Raw genomic sequence first — 4327 nt, 5'->3', positions numbered from 1 at the left:
ATAGTGGCAACAAATTTTGTCACAGCATTATCTTTCACAATATTCTTGTTTGCAATGAGGATTGTGCCTACAATTGGCACGACCAGCGGTAGTAGCATCATTATGTTGTCCATAGGTTCTCCGTATCGTAATCGTATAAAAATTTAATGAGTGTCTAAATATAGATGCCTTTTCCTAAGAAATCAATAATTGAACCTGAGAAAAGACCTGCAAGTATCATAATAACTGATAAGACGATTAAAGGTAAAAGCGTTTTAACTGGCTTACTCTTGGATTTAAAGGTTTTACCATCCAAATTGTCTTCTCCAAAATATCCATTGATGATAATTGGGAAGTAATAAACCGCATTTAATAAACTGCTGACAATTAAAACGATCAAAAGCAAATATTTTCCAGACTCAATAGAGGCCATTGCAAGGTTCCATTTACTGATAAAGCCTGGGAAGATGGGAATACCGATCATGGAAAGGGAACTAATGGTAAATATACCTAGTGTTACAGGCATTTCTTTGCCTATGCCCTTGAACTCATCTATTGTCTTATAGCCAGTCTGTTCTATGAAAGAACCTGCTGAGAGGAATAAACACGATTTGGTAATGGCATGGGCGATAATGTGATAAACAGCCATTATTAGGCCGAGCTTGTTGCCAAGACCGATTCCAAAGAAAATATAGCCCATTTGAGCCACACTCGAATAAGCAATCATTCTTTTTAACTCTTTCTGAGATCTGGCAAATAGAGAACCGAATATCATCCCCATAACACCTAGGAAGAGTACAAGATCAAGTACGACTGTGGTCTCCATAATTTGATTACCATAGACTAAATAGTAAATTTTAATCAAAAATATGATGGGTGCCTTAATGACAAGCGCAGATAATATCGCACTTGACGGACTTGGTGCAGAGGAATGGGCGTCTGGTAGCCAAATGTGAAGTGGAAACATGGCACCCTTAATGCCAAGACCAACTGTGAATAAGATCAAACTTATGAGGATTAAATTATGTTTTCCATCTGCATTGGCAACAAGTGCTTCATGGATATGGCTCATGCTCAAATGTCCTGATATCGAATAGACAAAAGCAATGCCCATGAGTACGAGACCCGAGCCCAGAGAGCTTAGAATGAGATACTTAATTGCCGCTTTTATGTTGGCTTTCTTGTCCTTGACGACGATAATACCACATGCTGCAAGGGTGCTTACTTCTAGAAAAACAAAACCATTAAAAATGTCATATGTGAAGACAATTCCAAGTAGAGAAGCCAAGAGCAAAAGGTTTAAGGTATGAAAAAACCCAATCCTATTGGTTTTAATTTCCTTTTCAAGACTAAAATATGAGTACCAAAGTACCATCAAATTGATAAAGCAAAATAAGAAGCCTATGGCACTTTCCACCTCACCAATTCTAAGCACGATGCCAAACGGTGCGGGAAAATGGCCCACATCAAAGAGATAGCCACCATTTTTTGCAATGTACATGACATTGACAAGATTAATACCCATTACAAATGTCATCATAGCGAGCGCTAACTGATAAACACGTTTTTTATTTTTAAAGAGTGGTATGACAAAAGCGGTGAGCATTAGTATCATTACAGACGCCAAGGGAACCAGTTTAATTGTGTTTTGCATGCGATTAATCACCTCTTAAATTTTGAATTTCGTCGAGTTCTATGGTACCGTATTTTTCATAAAGTTTAATGGTAAGGGCTAACATAAATGCTGTTACACTAACGGCAACAACAATCCCAGTAAGCATTAATCCCGTTGGAATTGGGTTGACATAACCTGTCTTATGGATTACACCATCTACGATTATGGGTGCTTCTTTCCCTTTTATATAACCTAGGCTTACAAACAAAAGGAAGATAGAAGTATCCATTATATTCATGCCAATAATTTTCTTAATGAGATTGTTGTTTAGTAACAAAATCATAAAGCCAATCCCAAAGAGGAAGATCGCTCCAACAATCATGTAATTATTCTGCAATGTCTGCATGTTCAAGTTCACCTTCTTCAAATAATACTGCAATAAAGTAAAAAGTGATTGCCACTACTAGCCCAACTAAAATGTTAAGTGGCATAATAAAACCACCGCTGAGCAAGGTTCCCGGTATACCGGTTCCCACTACATCATGAAGACCAAGAAATGCTGAAACAAAAACATAGCCCTTCATAAGGCCATATAGAATAAGTGCTGAACAGGCCATACGCAACAAATACTGATATTTAAACTTGTGGTCTGTCACATCACTTCCATTCACGAATCTAAACAGAATGAGACTTGCCCCAATGATACTTCCGCCTGCAAAACCACCACCTGGTGATAAGTGTCCAAATAAAACCACATATAAACCAAAAATCTGAATAAACGGCAACATCAAATTGGTAATATTTTTTATAATGCTACTTCTCATAATTTGTACCTCCCTTTTTGAGTACGATCATAATGCATATAAGTGCTGTAAAAATAACGGAAGCTTCAACAAATGTGTCAAATGCTCTATAGTCTAAAATCATTGCTGCTACGATGTTGATGGCACCGGTGTCTTTTATGGCGTCATCAATGTATTTGTGCATCACTTCATTGTGAATTGGGATATCTTGAACGCCGACACTTGGCATATCCATAGCTGCAAGAAGTAAAAAACCGATAAAAAATAAAGTTAAGATGGTTGCAAATGCCGTTCTCATTTTTTTATCACCTTCGTCTTTCTCAGTGCAATAATAAACAGAATTGACGTTATGCCCGCACCCACTGCAGCTTCAGTAATGGCGAGATCGGGGGCATTCATTCTCTGCCATATGATTGCCATCATCAAAGAGTAGACCATAAAGATAATGACTGAACCCAATAAGTTCTTAGAAGCGGCTGCAGCTACTGATCCGACAATCATAATTATAAGTACGATAATATTAAATAAGTCCATCGCTTCTAATCCTTTCTTCTATAGATCGCTTTGGCAATCATATGCGTCGCTGTTGGATTTGTCGTCCACAAGAAACCGATTACCACGATAAGTTTCAAGGTCGTAAAACTAAAACCTGACTGTAATATTAATCCGCTGATACAGAGAACAGCACCTAGCGTGTCACATTTTGCTGCACCGTGGGCTCTTGTAAGCGCATCTGGGAATCTTAAAACACCTAGTGTGCCCACTAAAAAGAAAAACAGTCCAAGACTCATGAGCATGATAGATAAAATATTAATCATTTTCGCTACCGCCTCCAATCTCTCTTGCCACCGCATAAGACCCTATAAAAGCAATAAGTACATATACCAAAACCACATCTATAAAATAGGTTTCCTTCATTAGAAATGAGATGGTCGCTATGATGACGATTGTCTTTGTCGCAATAATATTAATACCAATGATACGGTCTCCTTTTGTAGGACCCTTTACAACACGATACATACAAAGACCTATTGTTATACCAAGAAAAATCACTGTAAACAAATAAAATTTATCCATTTATATCCCTCTCTATCTCATAGAGCATTTTTTCAAGCTGCATATCGGCAAGACTGTCTGAATACATCTTATTCAAGCAATGAATCTGCAATTGATTGCCCTCAATATCTACAGTCATGGTTCCGGGTGTTAAAGTAATTGAATTTGCCAATATGGTCAAAAGCCACTCATCGGTTAATTTACTTTCATAAGTCACGACCATTGGCTCAATATCCATATGTCTTGAAAGTGTAATCAAGGCAACCTGAATATTGGCCTTAATCACTTCATAAAATAATACAAAGCCATAAACGCCCCATTTCATAAGGGTCTTCATCTTCAAATAGTGATGAATCACAGTATTTGAAACCATTAATTTTGAAATTAAACTTGCTATAAGAAATGCGACAATCACATTTTGAATTGTTATACGCTCAGTCAGAACCACAAAAAACAATGTTAGTATGACAACTTTTAAGACTTTACTTTTCACATGGCACCTCCACAAAGATCACACTTTATACTACGCAATTAAGATGCCATAATACATGTTTATTGTGACTTTTTAAAATTCAACTTGCTAAATCCATTGGAATCACTAGCGGTTATTTAAAAAAATAAATTTTAGTAACACGAAACGTTATTTGTTTTTTAGTCATTTTGGGCATCTAAATAGATTCAATTTCTGGTATATGTATCATATCGGTACACTTTTAGAGTTTTTGGCAAAAATAAATGCACCATTATGAAACACATGTCTCATAATGGTGCATTTTTATTATAATATCATGTACTTTTCAAGTTTTCGATAAAGCGTTGACCTACCAATCTCAAGCATTTTCGCCGCTTGTGCCAAATTGTTGTCAGACACTTT

General features: G+C 36.7%; 9 protein-coding genes. All 9 read right to left on the bottom strand.

The features are described from left to right. Window positions 1-154 precede the first annotated feature (154 nt). The 9 genes from AC220I_RS18845 to AC220I_RS18805 all read right to left on the bottom strand — a co-directional run bounded on the left by AC220I_RS18845 (window position 155) and on the right by AC220I_RS18805 (window position 4324). Window positions 155-1633 (bottom strand): complex I subunit 5 family protein, encoded by a 1479-nt coding sequence (locus AC220I_RS18845; protein WP_486725408.1) that lies wholly within the window; start codon window positions 1631-1633, stop codon window positions 155-157. A 4-nt stretch (window positions 1634-1637) separates the two neighbouring features. Further along, window positions 1638-2000 (bottom strand): sodium:proton antiporter, encoded by a 363-nt coding sequence (locus tag AC220I_RS18840; RefSeq protein ID WP_486725407.1) that lies wholly within the window; start codon window positions 1998-2000, stop codon window positions 1638-1640. Then, on the bottom strand, window positions 1981-2418 hold the full coding sequence (locus AC220I_RS18835; protein WP_486725406.1) for an MnhB domain-containing protein: 438 nt from the start codon (window positions 2416-2418) through the stop codon (window positions 1981-1983). Before AC220I_RS18835 ends, AC220I_RS18840 begins: the two co-directional genes overlap by 20 nt. Continuing rightward, on the bottom strand, window positions 2408-2695 hold the full coding sequence (gene mbhE, locus AC220I_RS18830; RefSeq protein ID WP_486725405.1) for a hydrogen gas-evolving membrane-bound hydrogenase subunit E: 288 nt from the start codon (window positions 2693-2695) through the stop codon (window positions 2408-2410). The genes AC220I_RS18835 and mbhE overlap by 11 nt, the downstream gene beginning before the upstream one ends. After that, entirely contained in the window at window positions 2692-2898 is a 207-nt protein-coding gene (locus tag AC220I_RS18825; protein ID WP_486725404.1) for a hydrogenase subunit MbhD domain-containing protein, read from the bottom strand. Before AC220I_RS18825 ends, mbhE begins: the two co-directional genes overlap by 4 nt. A gap of 38 nt (window positions 2899-2936) precedes the next feature. Then, a complete protein-coding gene (gene mnhG / locus AC220I_RS18820; RefSeq protein WP_486725403.1) occupies window positions 2937-3215 on the bottom strand; it encodes a monovalent cation/H(+) antiporter subunit G in 279 nt (92 codons plus the stop codon). Beyond that, on the bottom strand, window positions 3208-3474 hold the full coding sequence (locus AC220I_RS18815) for an MrpF/PhaF family protein (protein WP_486725402.1): 267 nt from the start codon (window positions 3472-3474) through the stop codon (window positions 3208-3210). Before AC220I_RS18815 ends, mnhG begins: the two co-directional genes overlap by 8 nt. Further along, on the bottom strand, window positions 3467-3946 hold the full coding sequence (locus AC220I_RS18810) for a Na+/H+ antiporter subunit E (protein WP_486725401.1): 480 nt from the start codon (window positions 3944-3946) through the stop codon (window positions 3467-3469). Before AC220I_RS18810 ends, AC220I_RS18815 begins: the two co-directional genes overlap by 8 nt. A gap of 285 nt (window positions 3947-4231) precedes the next feature. Further along, the gene (locus AC220I_RS18805) at window positions 4232-4324 is read right to left on the bottom strand and encodes a helix-turn-helix domain-containing protein (protein ID WP_486725409.1); all 93 of its coding nucleotides are present in this window, start codon (window positions 4322-4324) and stop codon (window positions 4232-4234) included. Window positions 4325-4327: the final 3 nt, after the last annotated feature.

Source organism: Fusibacter sp. (assembly GCF_057447755.1).
The sequence above is the reverse complement of the archived record's forward strand: the minus strand, read 5'-3'. Positions and strand labels throughout refer to the sequence as shown.

Coding starts and splice junctions, on each gene's coding strand:
- AC220I_RS18845 (WP_486725408.1), bottom strand. CDS start 1,633: ATGCAAAACACAATTAAACTGGTTCCCTTGGCGTCTGTAATGATACTA.
- AC220I_RS18840 (WP_486725407.1), bottom strand. CDS start 2,000: ATGCAGACATTGCAGAATAATTACATGATTGTTGGAGCGATCTTCCTC.
- AC220I_RS18835 (WP_486725406.1), bottom strand. CDS start 2,418: ATGAGAAGTAGCATTATAAAAAATATTACCAATTTGATGTTGCCGTTT.
- mbhE (WP_486725405.1), bottom strand. CDS start 2,695: ATGAGAACGGCATTTGCAACCATCTTAACTTTATTTTTTATCGGTTTT.
- AC220I_RS18825 (WP_486725404.1), bottom strand. CDS start 2,898: ATGATTGTCGGATCAGTAGCTGCAGCCGCTTCTAAGAACTTATTGGGT.
- mnhG (WP_486725403.1), bottom strand. CDS start 3,215: ATGATTAATATTTTATCTATCATGCTCATGAGTCTTGGACTGTTTTTC.
- AC220I_RS18815 (WP_486725402.1), bottom strand. CDS start 3,474: ATGGATAAATTTTATTTGTTTACAGTGATTTTTCTTGGTATAACAATA.